The organism is Parasaccharibacter sp. TMW2.1890 (genome assembly GCF_023337645.1).
GTDB lineage: Bacteria > Pseudomonadota > Alphaproteobacteria > Acetobacterales > Acetobacteraceae > Bombella > Bombella apis.
On sequence record NZ_NWUV01000002.1, the window covers coordinates 261,650 to 278,332 of the forward strand.

Consider the following 16,683-nt stretch of genomic DNA (forward strand, 5'->3'; position numbering starts at 1 on the left):
CGTCACTCTCCTTCATGCTGTGCTGTCTGTTCACCCTGAGGCTGGTCGGTAGCGGGATCAGCCTCAGGGGCCGGTGGACGGGTCAGGGCCACCATGGCATCGGCCACCCGCTGGCGGACCGTTTCCGCCCATTTTCCCTGGTCCAGAACAATCCGTGTCCTGTCTGCGGCAATCGTGAGATGCCCGGCCTGCTGCGCCGCCTCCACATGCAGGGAGACGGCCGCCATCCCGGACAGGGCGTGGCGCAGAGAGGCCTCATCCGCCGCAGCGCAGGTCAGACTGACCGGACCACTACAGTGCCGGACCAAGGCCGCCGCATCCTCTGCCAGGTCCCGCCCCAGTGTTGTCCGGGACAGATCGCCCGCCACCAGCTCTTCCACCGTCTGGCACACACCCTGCACGAAGAGATCGGCCATCCGGCTCACGATGTCATGGCGCCGGTTTTCCTCCTCCTCCATGAAAGCAAGCACCTGCTTCACAGAAGCGGCCATCTGGCTGGAAAGCTGCTGCCCGGCTGACATTTCCCCCTGCTCATGGCCCTGCTGCCAGGCCTCCTGCTTCAGTCTTTCCAGCTCATCAGGATGCAGCGTGACAACCGGCTCTGGAGCCGGGCTTTCATCTGCCGCATCCTCGTCAGCCACCGGCTCCGCTCCAGCGGCCAGAGACGGGTCATGAGCGGCAAAATCTTCCAGGCTTTCACTGAAGGCCTGACTTCCAGACCGGGAAGACGCCTGCGCTGCCCTATGCTGCACATCCTGTCCCATTGGCGTCACTCAATGATCTCATCGTCAGAAGAAGAAGGTGAAATATCGATCTCGCCATCATTGGCCATGGTCTTGATGAGCGTGATCAGCTCCATCTGGGCTGCTTCGGCGTCCCGCAGACGCACGGCACCCAGCCCCCGGATTTCATCCTCCAGCAAACCCGCCGCACGTTTGGAAACACAACCGAAGAAGAGCTGCCGGATGCTCTCGTTGCTGCCCTTGAGAGCCAGGGGCAGCCTGCTCTTGGCCTCACCATCACGATTGATGGCTGCCATGACACGCATCATGTCATCCGGTGTCAGACGCTTGATGTCATCGAAGGTGAATTTCAGCTTGTTCACCTTCTCCATGTCTTCCTCGCTCCGGCGGCCAAGATGCTCTGTCAGCATGGCCTCGGTCTTGCGGTCGAAATTGTTGTAGACCTCCGCCACGAAAGCATAGCTGTCCCGCTTCGTGGAGCGGCCAAAGGCGGTGATGAACTCCTTGCGCAGGGTTGTCTCCAGGCTCTCAAGCACATCCTTGCTCACCGGGCTCATATGCAGGATGCGCATGATGACATCCGTAGCAAAATCTTCCGGGAAGAGAGACAGGACACGGGCGACATGCGCCGGTGAGATGTAACTGAGAATGACGGCCACTGTCTGTGGCTGCTCGTTGCGCAGATAGTTTGCCAGAGCGGTCTCCGGCATGTTGCCCATTTTTGCCCAGACGCTGCGCCCGGAGGGCCCCCTGATATCCTCCATGATCTTCTCGACCATTTCGGCAGGGAGGGCCTTCTTCAGATAATCTTCCGTTGTTTCGTAACTGCCGACGAAACCCTCTGCACTGGCGAATTTCTGCGAAAATTCATTGCAGACAGCCTCCACCACGGAAGCCTTGACCAACCCCAGGGAAGACATTGCCCGTGAAATGTCACGCACCTCATCCTCCTGGAGTGACCGGAAAATGCGGGCGGAATGTTCCTGCCCTATGGCGAGCATCAGGATGGCGGCCTTCCGGCTGCCACTCATCCCGGCCGTCAGGCTGGACGGGACCATGCCGGATGATGACGCTTCATTGCCTGCTGTCTCAGCGGAGATGTCCTGTTCTGCCATGATTGCGTCTCCTCAGCCTTCTGCTGTCTGCTTGGGGGGCTCCGGTTCTGCCAGCCAGTTGCGGACGACAGCGATGGCATCATCAGGATTTTCTTCAACACGCTGCGTCACACGGGCCAGAGCCTCACGGCGCATTTCCCCTTCCACACCGTCCACACTGATGCGATCACTCCGGCCTGCCTCACCACCTTCAGCAGAGCTGCCATCAGCTGCAGCTTCGGCCCCGGCAACAGCCCCTTCTGCCCCGGCCCCTTTGCGGGCACGCCGCAGGATGGGCCCAAGCAGCATGGCCGCCGCCCCCAGAAGAAGAAGAATGGGAACAATCCATTCCGCCAGATAAATGATCATCTCCCGGGTGAAGAAAGGCGTATCCTGATGAGGCATATCTGCCCCACCATCCACACGGAACGGCATGGACACCACATTGACCTCATCCCCGCGGGTCTTGTCATACCCGATGGCCGTCTGCACGAGCTGGGTCAGACGTTTGACCTCAGCTTCATCCAGCGGTTTCCACGAAGGTTTGCCAGCCTGGTCTGTCGTGACGGTCCCATCGACCATGACAGCGAGACTGATGCGAGAGACACGGGGCCGGGTCTGGTTGATGACACGGGTCCGTTTGCCGATCTCATAATTGTTTGTTTCGTCCGTCCGCTCTTCGCTGGAGCCAGTACGATTGTTCTGCCCTGCATTGGCATTGGGCAGATTGTTGCCAACGCTGGTGTTCTGGTTCGCCTCGCTGTTGGCGCTCTTGTCCGTGCTTGTGCTCTGGGAACGCAGGACCTGCTGGTTGGGATCGTAGGATTCATCCGTTTCATGGATGATGTCCGTATTCATTGTCACGGCAGCACGGGCCCGCACATGACCCAGGCCCAGCGTGGGGGTCAGGATATCTTCCACCGCCTGGGCAAGGCGCTGCTCTTCGGAATGACGCTGCTTCTCCAGCGAGGATTCCTGCCCTGCCAGACTGTCTGGGTCCCCCGGACGGGCCAGAACATCGCCCCGTGTGTCGACAATGGAAATCCCATGCGTGCGCAGCCCCGGTACGGCAGCTGATACCAGATTCTGGATGGCCGCAATGGCATCCTCGGACACAGCACCAGAGCGGCCAACATCCAGAATGACACTAGCCTGCGAAGGATTCGTCTCCGTAGAAAACAGGTCCCTATGTGGCAGGACAAGGTGGACCCGCACATTCCGCACACCATGGATCAGACGGATGGAACGCTCCAGCTCACCTTCCAGCGCTCTGGTCTCATCAATGCCCTGTTCAAACTGGGTACTGGTCAGCGTGCCGCTCTTGTCGAACAGTTCATAGCCAACGGCCCCTCCCCCGGGCAGACCAGCCTTGGCCAGCAGAAGACGGGCCTGGGCCACATCATTCCCCGGAACATAAAGGCTGCGACCATCCGGCCCTGTTGTCGTGGGGATGTGAGCCTTGGCCAGATCATCCACCATCTCCGCCGCTTCATTCAGCTCCAGGTCCCCATAGAGCAGCGCCATGGGTTCTGACCGGTTGTGAAAGGCGATCACGCCGAGAGAGAGCAGCAGCAGCACGCCGACAACCCCGAGGGCCACAAGCCGCATGCGGCCCAGACTCTTCAGCCCTTCCATGATATTTGGCAAACGGAGCTTATCAAACTGCATATGAAGGGTATCTACCTGCTGCTTTCACCCCGGACGTCAGACATGCTGGTTCCGGTCATTCACCATACTCTGCCCTGCTCGGAAGAGGACAACCGACCGGCCATCAATTAACCTTGAGAAGAGCGTGTGTAAAGCCAATAACAAGGTTAATTGATGGCCCTATTTCATAACAATTTCATCATGGTGCATAATACTGGCTGGAGGGAGGAACTTTAGCTTCCGGCATCATGAGGCGGTTGGCATTCTGCTGGGTCGTCAGGCCACGGGGACCTTCATAGACTTCATGGGCCATGTTCGGGGTCAACTCAGGACGGGCCCAGCAATCCACGCCATTCCAGCTCTGGGTGCAGTAAGGCTGTGGAGGCAGAACACGTTCCGGTGGATTGCACCAGTCTTCCCCCTCCTCCAGATAACCGGCCTGGCAGTCCCGCCCTGTCAGCTTGCTGGCAATATAATCCGGGGCACAGGCTGACAGTCCCGCAAGAACAGGCAACAGAACCAGCATGTGCCGCCACGGGACCTGAACGGGAAAAGACCGCCTCATCATTCGTTTCTCTTTCATGCCAGCCCCATTACTGCCGCGAGGGCAACAGGGGCCCGTGCTGGGACATGGTCTCGTAGTGCAGATGTTCCACTGACGTATCAGCCGGCACATCATCCTGCCCGGTCGGAAGAACCACACCAGAGCCCCCCAGTGCCACGGGAACGGACAGAACAGCATGATGGAAATGCCGCACTCCCCCCAGATATTGCGACACCAGATTGACCCGGTCCGGCGACATGTGAGCCATGATGCCAGAGAGCTTGCGGATATTCATGGAAGCTGCGATGGCGATCAGCACGTGCGGGTCCATCACGTTGAAAACCGCTGCGGCCTCACGGGGGCGCATGGCCTCATAAATGCCCACCAGCCGGGCTGCTGCCTCCTGCGGGACAAGCTTGTGATTGTCCACATGGTCCGACAGTACAGCCATGGACTGGTTCAGCAGATGGAAGCGCATTTCCAGCGCCTTGCGGGCAGACCCCAGAATGCGCTGCTGCTCCTGCATCTGCTGGGCCATACCCTCATCAGGCATGGCCACGTCCTCCGCCACAGCCGCAGGACAGCCAACCTGCACCCCGCAAAACAGGGCAAGCGACAGAAAGACGGCGAACCAGCCGTCATGCTGATGGAAGCATCTCCTGAGCATCAGCCCCCCAGCGGAATGTCGGCATCCTGATCAGCCTCGCTGATGTCCGGCGTCTGGGCCGGCCAATGCAGGTCTGGCTCATCATCTCCAGCCGGGATATTGGCCTGTGGCGTGGCAGAACTGGTGCTGTTCGTTCTGCTGGAACCACTGCCGGAAGCAGAGCCCCCAGCCCCGCCCTTGCGGGACACGGAAATGCGTACATCCCCTTCAAAACAGGCATCTTCGTGAATGGCGCAGCCAGTCGGGCTGCCCATCTCGATCACACAGTCCGAAATACGGGCCCCGGCACCGGCAGAAAGCCGTGGCGTCGTGAAGGTCACCCCGGACACGCTGCCATCAATGACGATGGAGTCCGCCTCCACCTGACCATCTTTCATCACGCCTGTCTCCGTGACACAGAGATGCCCGGCCTGAAGCTCGACATTTTCCACCTCACCGGCGATGGTCAGCACACCCTCCAGCGTACCGCAGAGATGGTCGATGACCAGGCCGCCAGGAATGAAGCCTTCCGGCTGTTTTGAATCAGACATTCACTACCCCCTCACTTTTACACCGCCACAATGGCCATCGTAGCACAGACACCACAAGGATATTTTCAAGATAAAATCTTCATAACCTGAAAACATTCAATGTTCAAACCATGCTTCCATGACAACTCAGAATGGAAGAACACTGTCCAGCACTTTCTGCCCATAACGGGGCTGCTGATACTGCGAGAGCTGCCCCCGTCCGCCATAGGAAATCCGGGCCTCCGCAATGCGGTCATGTGTGACGATGTTGTCTTCCGAAATATCCTGCGGCCGCACAACACCACTGACCATGATCTGCCTCAGCTCGCCATTCACCCTGACCTCCTGCCGTGCGACGACGACAAAATTGCCATTGGGCAGAACCTGCGTGATGACACCTGCCAGCGTCAGCGTGACCGTATCGATACGCCTGATGGTCCCGGCCCCGTTATTGGAGCTGGAACTGTTGGTCTGAAGGGCATCAGCACTGGTCAGATGGGAGATGAAGCGGCCCTTGAAGCCGAAAAAACTTGGAATCCCGAAAGCCTCGGCACCACTGCCGGAGGCTGTCGTGTTATTGGTCACGTTGGCCGTATCTGCCACCTGGATTTTCACTGTCAGAAGGTCACCCGCCTGCGCAGCCCGCTGGTCCTTGAAGAACGCCCGACTACCCGGCCGCCAGAGGCTGCCCACTTCAGTCGGCGGAGCCTGAAGGGGCGGGGTTGGCATCGTCACGGGGCGGTAATCCGGGGCCAGGGTGGGGTCGGCCGTCCGTGTCATGCGGGGTGGATGTCCCAGCTCACTGAGCGTACCAGCGCCCATGCAGCCTGCCAGCCCGGCCAGGACCACAACGAGCCCCGCCATGCAGACACTCCTGTGAAGAAGATGGATCATGGATGGCTCCCGTCACCAAGCATCAGGCTGTTGATTCCCAGACGTTTCACTTCCTCCGAATCCGGCGGAATGGCTGTGGAAGAGGCATCAACCCGCACCTCGCCCGAAGCCGTGACCTTACCGATGAGGACCATCCGGCTTCCCAGATTCAGGGCATGGACGAACTGCCCGCTTCCACCATCCTCCAGCGCCCGGCCTGTGGCTGTCAGCCGGATGCCGGTGCTGTTGTAGCTGAGCAGGACAGGGTCCCCCCGATGCACGAGCACGGCCCGCCGCAGGTCCGTACCCTGCACGGGCTGTCCGGCCCCGACAGTGCGGACAAGTGCCATGCCGATCATCCGCTCCGGCTCCGGCAGAGAACGGGCAAGCGGTGGCACCGTACCTGAAAAAGCGGGGTCGATATGCATGTCGTCCGGCTGGATGATGTGACCGGACGGCAGGGCATGGTCATACACCATCACCGGCTGCACGGGACGGATGCTGCCCCGCAGCGGAAACCTGTCCGCCCCGGCGTCTCCTGCTGCATGAGCAGGCTGTACAGTTGCCGAGAAAAGACCGGTCTTATGATCCCAGTTCAGATTCAGGAGGGTTGCCGGGTCCTGTTCATTCTCACCGGCAACGAGAGGAGTAAAGCTGGTGACATCCACCACGACACTGCCCGTCTCACCATCCTGCGAAATGGCTTTGCGGACAAGAGCAGCATATTCGTCCCGGCCCAGCACATGCCCGGCCCGGGTCAGCGACAGACTGGTGGATGATGACTGGTCATCCCAGTCCACACCGTACTGGTCCGCCAGTGCAATGAGCTGACTGCCCCCGATGGTGATGGTCTTGCCCGGCGCAGGAGCCGGGCCAAGCAGCCGGTCCTGTCCGGCATCCAGCCCATCAAAAACATCGGACAGATAGACCGATGCACCATGCACCACACCGGAAGGTCGCAGAGTCGCCGCCATGGCCGTACTGGCAGCGGGCTCTCCAGCCAGCACAAACCCGACCGCCAGCCAGAAGCAGGCTGGCAGGAAGCTACGCCCGGTACCCCGGTATCCAATGCCAAGAAGTGCCATGCCGCCCGCCTTCAGCGCAGGTTGGTCAGGGTCTGGAGCATCTCATCAGAGGCGGTGATGCTTTTGCTGTTCATCTCATAGGCACGCTGCGCCGTGATGAGATCCGTGATTTCCGTCACCGCATTGACGGCTGATTCCTCGACAAACCCCTGACGGATGGTCCCGAAACCTGTTGTCTCCGGGTTGCCGATGATCGGGTCACCCGAGGACGTGGTCTCCGTAAACAGGTTCTGCCCCATGGCTGCCAGACCATTCTCGTTCTGGAAGGTCGTCAGCTGGATCTGCCCGGCCACCTGGGAGTTGGGCTGACCGGAGAGCGTGTACTGCACCTGCCCGGTCTGATCGATGGTGATGTTTTCGGCATTGTTCGGGATGGAGATGTTCGGTGTCAGCGGGTACCCGTCTGCCGTCACGATCGTACCATCCTGCGAGAGGGAGAATGTCCCGTCGCGGGTATAGGCATATTCCCCGTTGGGCAGCAGGATGCGAAAATAACCGCGGCCTTCCACGGCGAGGTCCAGCGCATTGCCGGTCTGGGACAGGGTTCCCTGCTCGTTGATGCGGTAAATGGCCGCCGTACGCACACCAAGCCCCACCTGAGCCCCGGCAGGCACACGGTACCCCGTGTCGGAACTCATCGTCCCGACACGACGCAGGTCCTGATAGATGAGGTCCTGGAATTCAGCCCGGCGGCGCTTGTACCCGGTTGTCGTCATGTTGGCGATGTTGTGGGAGATGGTCTCCACATTGGTGGACTGGGCCTGCATGCCCGTTGATGCAACATCCAATGATCTCAGCATAAATGAACATCCTCACGACTTGCCACAACCCACGCTCCCAGAAACGCAAGGCCACCCTGATGATGGCAGGCACCGAAACATTTTGACTGTGCCCTCCCATAAACCGACACGAAAAACATTATCAAGGTTAATTATCAGAATATGATATGAATTGAGCCGTTTGTTAATGTTCAAGCCCTATATTCTCTTCCAATAACCATGAACAAATGACATTATAACAAAACCTACCATGATATAGCCTTGAGGACAGTCTCCCATGGATGTGACCGGTTATCTCGCCCTTTCACGCATTGATGCGCTGACACGGGGGCTTGAGGTTACGGCCAACAATCTGGCCAACAGCAGCACGGATGGCTTCAAGGAACAGCGGGTTCTTTTCTCCGACTATCTGTCCCACCAGAAGGGCGATCAGCTGGCCAATGGCGAGAAGACGCTCTCCTACAACCAGGACAGATCCACCTATCTGGACACGCTACAGGGTGAGCTGCGCCAGACGGGAAATCCGCTGGACCTCGCCATAAACGGGCCGGGCTATTTCATGGTCCGCAGCCAGCAGGGAATCCGGCTGACCCGCAACGGCCAGTTCCACCGCAGTGAAGATGGCACTCTTGTCGATTCCCTGGGCAATGCCCTGCTGGACGACCAGCGCCAGCCCATTACCCTGACCCCTGATGATCAGGTGCTGCCCCTTGGCATCGGCTCTGATGGCATCATCTCGACAGAAAAAGGTGACATCACCCGCCTCGGCCTCTCGACAGTCGATAACCCCAATACACTCCATGCTGAGGGGAACCATCTTTTCAGGCCAGCCAACGAGAATGACCTCCGGGCCGTTCCTGCCCAGGAAATCCGGCAGGGAATGCTGGAATCCAGCAATGTGAACCCCGTGGAGGAAACCACGGCGATGATAAAAACCCAGCGGGAATATGATCTCAACTTCCAGCTGCTCCAGACCGAATTCACCCGCCGTCTGAACGCCATCGACAAGATTGCGACGGAAGTCACAGCCTAGCTGTTTTTGATCCAGATCAAGGACAAATCATCAAATACAGGCTTTCCATTTAACTTCCTGTAAACTCATGACCTTAGGATGGCCTTAGGGTGAGGTCGCCGGACCGTCATCCAGACCTGTCTGGCCTCGGCCAGTCCCTCATTCCGGAGAAAGACTGAAACCATGGATCTTGGCCTGTCCCTCAATATCGCCACGTCCGGCCTCAAGACGATTGAGAACGAACTCTCAACAGCCTCCAACAATGTCACGAACGCATCCACCCCGGGCTATGTGTCAGAGACTGCCAACACATCCTCGACGGTCGTCTCCGGCACTGGAGTCGGTGCGACTTCAGCGGCCAACCAGCTGAACATTTCCCAGCCTCTTCAGGATGCGCTCTACCAGCAGAATGCCCGTGTCTCCGGCCTGACGGCCACCAGCAACTCCCTTGCGGCCGTTTCTGCCGTACAGGGAACGACGACAGGCTCTGATGGAGCCAATACCATCGGCACGCTGACCAACAACCTCCAGAATGTCAGTACGGCCTTCATCAGCCTCTCCAACACACCGCAGAACAGTGCTTCGCAGCAGGGCGTGGTCTCGGCTGCGCAGACCCTTGTCAGCAACATCCATACCCTCTCTTCGGTCTATCAGGCCCAGCGCCAGGGCGCACAGGATGCCATCACCAGCACGGTCTCCGGCATCAATACGGACCTGACAACCATTGGCCAGATCTCACAGCAGATCATGCTGGCACGCAGCTCCCACGCTGACACGGCAGACCTCGCCAACAAGCGCCTGGAAGCCATGCAGAGCCTTTCCAGCAAGCTGGGTGTTACCTTTACCGAAAAACCGAATGGCGACATGCTGGTCAGCACGCAGGACGGCACACGCCTGCCAACCCGCCCGGATCAGGCCGGATTGCCCAACGGACAGTTCCAGGCGCCCACGGCAACATGGCCCCTCTCCACGAAGTCCCCTGCCACACTGACACCAAGCATGTATCACGCCACCGATGGCAGCGATCAGGGTGTTGCCGGTATCATGTTGGCCGGAAAAGACATCACCTCCCACCTGACCGATGGCACGCTGGGTGCCAACCTGACCCTGCGGGACCAGAGCTATCCACAGATGCAGGCGCAGCTCGATTCCTTCTCATACACGCTGATAAACCGCTTCAAGGCGGCCGGAGTGCCCCTCTTCACCAATGGCGGGACGCAGCCCCTCTCCAGCGATCCGACCAAAACAGCACCAGCAGGGCTGGTCGGGCTCTCCTCCAGGATTGCCGTCTCCACGGACTATCAGCAGACTCCGTCCCTGCTGACAGCCAACAGCGATGGTGGACAGACCAGCGCCCTCGCCAATGCCGTGCTGAACAAAGCCATGGGCAGCGCCAGCGCCAGCACATCCGGCTCCCTGGCGGCACCCTCCACCTCTCTCGGGCCAGATGGCACACAGGCCACGGGCTATGACGGCACGCAAGGGCTTACACAGCTGGCAACCTCCCTCACCAGCAGCCAGGCCGGGGTGATCAGCCAGAACAGCAGTGACCTCTCCACGGCAACATCCATCAAGACATCCCTCACGACAAAGGTTGCCGATGTCTCTGGTGTGGATGTCAACAGCCAGATGTCCGCCATCGTGTCCCTGAAAAACTCTTACGCAGCCAATGCCAAGGTCGTCTCCATGGTGCAGTCCATGTTCAGCACGCTGCTGGATGCCGTCCACTGACGGACTGCCCCCACATGGCAGCCTGCCCGGCAATGAAACCGGGCAGGCCCTACCCTGACCTGCCCCCCTCACCCTACAGACCATCACAGGAGTGCCACCCATGAGCATGAATGTCAGCCAATATGGCGCCGCCGGTGCAAACCTGATCCTCAACACAGGCATCAGACAGATTGAATCCGAGCAGACAGACATTGCGTGGCAGACCTCACAGGGGACGACATCGTCCAGCATTTCCGGGTTGGGCAGTGACCGGCAGACCATCCTGTCCCTCAGCCCGAAACTGGCCGAGCTGACGGGCTATCAGAGCAACCTGTCTTCGGTACAGAACCGCCTCTCTCTCAGCTCCACAGCCCTCAAGCAGGTCACTGATCTGGCACAGTCCCTCAACTCCCAACTGCTGAGCATGCTCTCCTCTGAGGGCGGAGAAAAAGCATCCACCACAACCGCAGCTGACAGCGCCCGGACAGGGCTGGGCAGCCTGGGAACGATCCTCAACACATCCGATGGCAGCAGCTTCATCTTTGCTGGACAGAACACATCCACAGCGCCCGTCACCTCCCCCTCAACACTGAATGACAGCACGCTGGCCCATACCATCTCCCAGATCGTTTCCGGCCTGAAGGACGGCAACAGCGGGACAGTCTTCAGCCAGGCCACCGCCGCCAGTGCGGACAACAGTGCCAGCATGAGCGTCTTCTCTCAGGCTCTGTCACAACCTGCCGAACAGGCAGGGGCTCTTCAGGCTTCCGCCATCATCGGGCCGGACGGCTCCACCGTCCAGACCGGCCCGGTCGCCACGCAGGGCGGGCAGGCCAGCAGCACGTCCACCGGCTCCCCCATCCGGGACCTCATGCGGGACATGATGATCATGACGTCCATGAAGGGAATGGACACGACCACACCCGGCTTCACCAATCTCGTCCGCCAGCTGCATACCTCACTGGGAACAACAGCCAACCAGCTCATCGACATGAACACCAGCGTCGGCGTGACGCAGAACACCCTGACACGCCAGCAGGGCATCTATTCCAGCCTTCAGCTGATGGTGAAAGAACAGCTCTCCAACGGCCTGAACGTCAATCTGGCCGAGGTGGCCACACGCTCCTCGGACCTCAGCCTCCAGCTGAAGGCCTCCTTCTCGCTCATCGCCGACATGAAGAACATGTCTCTGGCGGACTATCTCTGACCGTACCTTCCAGCACGATACCAGCCTGATGACGGGCCGTCTTCCACCGGGAGGCGGCCCGTTCTTTATCCCAGCCTGTACGGAATGCCCCTCCATTTATGGAAAATAAGGCAAGCTTTGCGCAGGATCCTTCTACCGCTGCGCCATGATGAAACCCTAGAAAAAGACTGTAACACCAGACCAGACGAGGCGTTGAACCGCATCAAGGTCACTATGGAGACAGTCATGCAACATACTGGAAAAACAGACATATCCCATGACATCCTTCTGTCCGCCTACCGGCGCATGAAGACGATCCGTACGTTCGAGAACCGTCTGCATGAGGACTTCAAGGCTGGCATCGTCCCGGGCTTCACCCATCTCTATGCGGGACAGGAAGCAGTAGCCGTCGGCATTTGCAGCCATCTGACCGATCAGGACCAGATCGCCAGCACCCATCGTGGCCACGGCCACTGCATCGCCAAAGGTGTCGATGTCATGGCCATGATGAAGGAAATTCACGGGCGGCAGGGCGGCATCTGCAAGGGCAAGGGCGGCTCCATGCACATTGCCGACCTGAGCAAGGGCATGCTGGGGGCCAATGGCATCCTTGGGGCCGGGGCTCCACTGGCCTGTGGTGCCGCCCTCGCCGACAGGCTGGAGGGCAAGGGCCATGTTGCCGTCGTCTTCGGTGGTGATGGCGGCGTGAATGAAGGAGCCGTGCTAGAGAGCATGAATCTGGCCAGCGTCTGGAAGCTGCCCCTGATGTTCGTCGTGGAGAACAACGGTTATGCCCAGTCCACACCACAGCACAGGACAACCTCCGTCAGCAGCTATGAGGACCGGGCCAGAGGCTTCGGCATGCCTGCCGTCACGGTGGACGGGCTGGATTTCTTCGCCGTCTACCGTGCTGCCGGGGAGCTTATCGCCAGAATGCGGGCCAGAGGCGGACCTGTTCTTCTGGAATGCCGGACCGTCCGTTTCTACGGCCATTTTGAGGGAGATACCCAGCGTTACCGCCCTGCCGGAGACGTGAAGAACGCCTGGGAGGAACGGGACTGCCTGCGCCGCTTCGCCCAGACATCAGGCCTCAGCCCGGCGGAACTGGAAGCAGTGGACCGGGACGTGGAGCAGCTGGTCGATGCTTCCGTGCAGGAAGCCCTCAAGGCCCCGCACCCTGCCCTGAATGAACTCCATGACGGCGTGTACGTCTCCTGTTGAACCCATCATCTGAAGGAAAATCTGTCATGACCAGACATGTCTCGCTGAAATCAGCCATCAACGAAGCTCTGGATCAGGAAATGGCCAGAGACCCGAAACTGCTCATCTTCGGGCAGGACACCGCCGGTGGTGTCGATGCTGGGGGAGAAACGGATACATGGGGTGGCGTGCTTGGTGTCACCAGGGGGCTCTATACCCGCTATGGTGACCGAGTGATTGATGCGCCCCCCACCGAGATGGCCTATGTCGGGGCTGCCGTCGGGGCCGCCCTCTCCGGCTTCCCCGTCGTGGCGGAAGTCCCGTTCATCGACTTCATGGGGGTCTGCTTCGACCAGCTGCTGAACCAGGCTGCCAAGATGCGCTACATGTTCGGCGGCACGGCCGAAATCCCGCTTGTCGTCCGCACGATGGTCGGGGCAGGCATCAATGGTGCGGCGCAGCACTCCCAGATGCTGACGGCCATGTTCACCCACATTCCGGGCCTGAAGGTCGTCTGCCCCAGCACGCCGCATGATGCCAAGGGGCTGATGATCGAGGCCATCCGGGACCGGGGCCCCGTGATCTTCTGCGAGCCGAAATATCTCTATGAGACGACCGGCCCCGTTGCCGAGGCTCCTTACGCCATTCCCTTCGGGCAGGCCCATCTCGCCAGGGAAGGACATGACGTCTCCATCGTCACCTACGGGCCCATGGTCCCCCGGGCACTGGAGGCCGCCACCCGGCTGGCGGAAACGGGAATCGAAGCCGATGTCATCGACCTGCGGACTCTCTCCCCGCTGGACATTGCCACGGTCCTGAAGTCCGTACAGAAAACAGGTCGGCTTGTAGCGGCTGATGAGGCCCATCCCCGCTGCAACATGGCCACCGACATCGTGGCGCAGGTCACCGGGCAGTGCTTCACCAGCCTGAAAGCCGCCCCGCAGATGGTCAGTGCCCCACACACGCCCGTGCCCTTCTCGCCCGTGCTGGAGAAAGCCTACATCCCCGGTGCGGAGCAGATCATGGCCGCCGTGACCCGGATCATGGCATGAACAGGCATGGGAACAGTCAAAAGCAAGGAGTCCTCAGAAATGACTACCAGACACCATGTCTCACAGGCCACCATCACCTGTGAGGCCGCCAACAGCCTCGTGCAGGCTGTCCTCAAAGAAGGAGCTGCACAGAAGATTCCCGTTTCTGTCGCCATCATGGATGCAGGCGGGCATCTCCAGGCCTTTGCCCGCCATGATGGAACAGCCTTCCTGACGGTCGAGATCGCCATCGACAAAGCATGGACGGCCTGCTCCTTCGGTCAGCCGACCCATGTCTGGAACCAGCTCGTGCAGAACCCCCACATGGCCCCCCTCGCCAGCAGACCCCACCTTGTGGCCGTAGGCGGTGGATGCCCCATTTTTGCCGGGGGGCAGCTGATCGGCGGCATTGGCGTCTCCGGCGGTACCTACGAGCAGGACCGGGACCTGGCTGAAAAGGCCCTGAACAGTCTGGGATTCGAGGTCGCCTGAAAACCACTTCCATCCCTGCCAGACAGGCCATCTCTCCAACCGGAGGGATGGCCTGTCTGCCTGTTGCACGGCCAGGACAGCCCAAACCATCACAACGGCCTCTTTTCTCCCTCATGCATATTGGTTAATAAATAACTTACAAACTTTCTTTAAGAAAATCAGAATGTTCATGGACGTACAATCACTTTCAGCGGATCGGACGGCCCTTTCATGAAGGCCCACCTCACTGTTGCGACGGGCTTGGATGAAAACAACCTCATTCCTGCTCTGGTCACCATACAGTCCACCATCAGCAATGCGCAGGACAAGTCCCGCCTGTCTTTTGCCCTCTTCCATACGGGACTCGATGACCATGTGAAACAGCTGGTAAAAGGGCTGCTCAACTCGTATGGCGTCGCTTTCTCCCTCATCAACATGCCCGGCATCCTTTCCGGCTTCACCTACAAAGACACCATCTGCACCCACCGTCTTTATCCCCTGCTCATTCCCCAATATTTCACATCACGAAATTTCGTACTCAGCATCGGGGCAGGTTCACTCATCCGGGGGGACATTCTGTCCCTTCTGTCCGATTTCCCTACCGGAGCAAAGATCGGGGCTGTCCGCTGCATGTATCATGCCCTCATGGACCAGCCCGACTCCGGGCCTGTCAGGTCGGAGCACCATTTCAGCCGCAACCTGCTTCTCTTCAACCGGCAGGCCATCTCCCCGGAGGAAGGGCAGGCCTGCATCCAGCTGCTGGACGAAGAATGGCCGGGACGGGACGAAACCATCCTTAACTACCTCTTCCGCCACGCACTGCACCTGTTCCCGCAGTCATGGAATCTCCAGATGCCGCTCTTCCAGCAGCCGGATGAGGCCTTCATCCCTTCCATACGGACAGCCATTACCTCCGCCCGCAACAACATGAACCTCGGCCAGTTCGCCAGCCATCTCGACCCTAATGACATGACAGCAGCCCTGGAGCAGACCAACATCCACGCCCGGGATTACAGAAAGATCGCAGCCTCCCTCATGCGTCAGATACAGGACAGGATGCCACCTCTCCTCTTCGACCCCATATGGACCGCCTTGCAGAACATTACATGATCCCTGCCACTGTCCGACCCATCCCCTGACGCACGCAAGTTGTCCCACATCATGCAGACCATTCCCATCGTCATGTCGCTGAATCAGGCGTATGTCGTCCCCGCCATCGCCACGATACGGTCCGTTCTCAACTCGATATCCGACAGGAACCGCATAGAATTCGTCATCTTCCACAAGGAGCTCTCACCAGCTGCCATCAGGATCATGACCACTCTGGTGAACGATTCGGGGAGACGGATCACCTTCATCAACGTGCAGGAGCATTTTGCAGGCCATAACCTGAAAAAAGAAGAAATGTACCATGCACTGCTCATACCGGGACTGATGGCAGGGCATGATTTTGTCTTTTTCCTTGATGCCGACATGATCGTGACGGGCGATCTGCTGTCTCTCATCCACGCCATGCCCGCAGACAAGAAAATAGGGGCTGTCCGCTGCTTCTTCCGCAACACCATCCTGCCTCCCAACGTACCCCGCCCCCTGCATGATCAGACACTCAGGACTGGCCTGAAGGACACAAGCCGGTATTTCAATGCCGGTCTCATGCTCTTCAACATGAAAGCCATAAGACCAGAGGATGGCAGACGCTGCCTCCAGCTCATCTCCCGCAGGTGGAAGGGCCATGCCGAAAGCATCCTCAATGTCGTTTTCCATGATTCCGTGCAGTTTTTTTCAGTCCGCTGGAATTACGCCATGACGCACATCGCCAAGGATGTTGTCCCCTTCCAGCCGGAGATACGGAAAGATGTCGAAGAGAGCAGACTGGACATCCAGGTCCAGCATTTCCTTTTCCTCTCCAAGCCGTGGCTACCCAAGGCCGAGCACGCCCTCTTCCTGAAGGAAGGAGACTGCCCGGAATTCAGATACCATGTGCAGAATTACAAAAACGCTCTGGCTGCCGTCATGAAGGATATTTCTCATGTGGCACCCCGCCTTCTGTGCGGGGCCTCATGGGAGATGACGGAACGCCATCTGGACCCCGAGGAGAAAGCCCTTCTGGCATAAAAAAACGCCACCGTAAA

The 16,683-nt window shown here is 59.2% G+C and carries 17 protein-coding genes; 8 read left to right on the plus strand and 9 right to left on the minus strand.

From position 1 onward, the window contains the following. Nucleotides 1-2: 2 nt before the first annotated feature. The 9 genes from CPA54_RS05960 to flgG all read right to left on the minus strand — a co-directional run bounded on the left by CPA54_RS05960 (nt 3) and on the right by flgG (nt 7,962). Entirely contained in the window at nt 3-764 is a 762-nt protein-coding gene (locus CPA54_RS05960) for a hypothetical protein (protein WP_043558152.1), read from the minus strand. A 5-nt stretch (nt 765-769) separates the two neighbouring features. Further along, nucleotides 770-1,858 (minus strand): flagellar motor switch protein FliG, encoded by a 1,089-nt coding sequence (locus CPA54_RS05965; protein ID WP_181005179.1) that lies wholly within the window; start codon nt 1,856-1,858, stop codon nt 770-772. A gap of 12 nt (nt 1,859-1,870) precedes the next feature. Beyond that, a complete protein-coding gene (gene fliF / locus CPA54_RS05970; protein ID WP_227449685.1) occupies nt 1,871-3,505 on the minus strand; it encodes a flagellar basal-body MS-ring/collar protein FliF in 1,635 nt (544 codons plus the stop codon). 178 nt (nt 3,506-3,683) lie between these two features. After that, nucleotides 3,684-4,067 carry a hypothetical protein gene (locus CPA54_RS05975; protein WP_227449686.1) on the minus strand — a complete coding sequence of 128 codons (384 nt, stop codon included), beginning with the start codon at nt 4,065-4,067 and terminating at the stop codon, nt 3,684-3,686. Nucleotides 4,068-4,077: 10 nt separating this feature from the next. Then, nucleotides 4,078-4,695 carry a MotE family protein gene (locus CPA54_RS05980; RefSeq protein ID WP_249085823.1) on the minus strand — a complete coding sequence of 206 codons (618 nt, stop codon included), beginning with the start codon at nt 4,693-4,695 and terminating at the stop codon, nt 4,078-4,080. After that, nucleotides 4,695-5,225, minus strand: coding sequence for a polymer-forming cytoskeletal protein (locus tag CPA54_RS05985; RefSeq protein WP_249085825.1), 531 nt, complete (start codon nt 5,223-5,225; stop codon nt 4,695-4,697). Before CPA54_RS05985 ends, CPA54_RS05980 begins: the two co-directional genes overlap by 1 nt. Nucleotides 5,226-5,351: 126 nt before the next feature. Further along, entirely contained in the window at nt 5,352-6,068 is a 717-nt protein-coding gene (gene flgH / locus CPA54_RS05990; protein ID WP_227449687.1) for a flagellar basal body L-ring protein FlgH, read from the minus strand. A gap of 26 nt (nt 6,069-6,094) precedes the next feature. Further along, complete coding sequence (gene flgA, locus CPA54_RS05995; RefSeq protein ID WP_052348899.1) at nt 6,095-7,162, minus strand: flagellar basal body P-ring formation chaperone FlgA; 1,068 nt, start codon at nt 7,160-7,162, stop codon at nt 6,095-6,097. Between the two features lie 11 nt (nt 7,163-7,173). Continuing rightward, nucleotides 7,174-7,962, minus strand: coding sequence for a flagellar basal-body rod protein FlgG (gene flgG / locus CPA54_RS06000; RefSeq protein WP_043558144.1), 789 nt, complete (start codon nt 7,960-7,962; stop codon nt 7,174-7,176). A gap of 256 nt (nt 7,963-8,218) precedes the next feature. Here flgG and flgF point away from each other — a divergent pair, with 256 nt between their 5' ends. From flgF to CPA54_RS06040, 8 genes are all read left to right on the plus strand, one after another. Further along, entirely contained in the window at nt 8,219-8,974 is a 756-nt protein-coding gene (flgF, locus tag CPA54_RS06005) for a flagellar basal-body rod protein FlgF (protein ID WP_249085828.1), read from the plus strand. Nucleotides 8,975-9,136: 162 nt separating this feature from the next. Continuing rightward, on the plus strand, nt 9,137-10,684 hold the full coding sequence (gene flgK / locus CPA54_RS06010; protein WP_103765255.1) for a flagellar hook-associated protein FlgK: 1,548 nt from the start codon (nt 9,137-9,139) through the stop codon (nt 10,682-10,684). Between the two features lie 100 nt (nt 10,685-10,784). After that, nucleotides 10,785-11,870 (plus strand): hypothetical protein, encoded by a 1,086-nt coding sequence (locus tag CPA54_RS06015; RefSeq protein ID WP_043558137.1) that lies wholly within the window; start codon nt 10,785-10,787, stop codon nt 11,868-11,870. Nucleotides 11,871-12,095: 225 nt separating this feature from the next. Further along, complete coding sequence (locus tag CPA54_RS06020; RefSeq protein WP_249085831.1) at nt 12,096-13,070, plus strand: thiamine pyrophosphate-dependent dehydrogenase E1 component subunit alpha; 975 nt, start codon at nt 12,096-12,098, stop codon at nt 13,068-13,070. A gap of 26 nt (nt 13,071-13,096) precedes the next feature. Next, a complete protein-coding gene (locus CPA54_RS06025) occupies nt 13,097-14,101 on the plus strand; it encodes an alpha-ketoacid dehydrogenase subunit beta (RefSeq protein ID WP_043558134.1) in 1,005 nt (334 codons plus the stop codon). A 39-nt stretch (nt 14,102-14,140) separates the two neighbouring features. After that, nucleotides 14,141-14,572 (plus strand): heme-binding protein, encoded by a 432-nt coding sequence (locus tag CPA54_RS06030; RefSeq protein ID WP_043558496.1) that lies wholly within the window; start codon nt 14,141-14,143, stop codon nt 14,570-14,572. 210 nt (nt 14,573-14,782) lie between these two features. Next, the gene (locus tag CPA54_RS06035; RefSeq protein WP_249085832.1) at nt 14,783-15,661 is read left to right on the plus strand and encodes a glycosyltransferase; all 879 of its coding nucleotides are present in this window, start codon (nt 14,783-14,785) and stop codon (nt 15,659-15,661) included. Between the two features lie 51 nt (nt 15,662-15,712). Further along, nucleotides 15,713-16,666 (plus strand): glycosyltransferase, encoded by a 954-nt coding sequence (locus CPA54_RS06040; protein WP_249085834.1) that lies wholly within the window; start codon nt 15,713-15,715, stop codon nt 16,664-16,666. Nucleotides 16,667-16,683 lie beyond the last annotated feature (17 nt).